The sequence below is a fragment of the Curtobacterium sp. MCBA15_013 genome (assembly GCF_001865095.1).
Classification (GTDB): Bacteria; Actinomycetota; Actinomycetes; order Actinomycetales; family Microbacteriaceae; genus Curtobacterium.
In genome coordinates this window covers 2047-2345 of sequence record NZ_MJGQ01000033.1, presented here as the reverse complement: position 1 = coordinate 2345, position 299 = coordinate 2047, and the positions used below count along the sequence as shown (strand labels likewise).

1 pseudogene is annotated in these 299 nt (G+C 67.9%); it reads left to right on the top strand.

From position 1 onward, the window contains the following. A pseudogene (locus BIV01_RS19840) lies at window positions 1-299 on the top strand (carbohydrate ABC transporter permease); the annotation flags it as partial.

The window sequence follows — 299 nt, the reverse complement described above, 5'->3', positions numbered from 1 at the left end:
CACGAACACCGCCGCCGCCCTCGGCCGGCCGAACGCCGTCACCGACCGGCCCGACGACCACCGCCGAGGGTTCAGGCACGGCTGGGTCGGACGGCTCGTCACGCACCTGTGCCTCATCGTCGGCGTCGTGCTGTCGATCTTCCCGTTCTACTGGCTGCTCGTCATGTCGACGTCGTCGAACGCGCAGATCTTCGGCTACCCGCCGTCGCTGTGGTTCAGCGACCACACCATGCAGAACCTCGCCACGGTGTTCAGCAGCGTCGACATGCTGCGCGCGCTCGGCAACACCGTCATCGTCG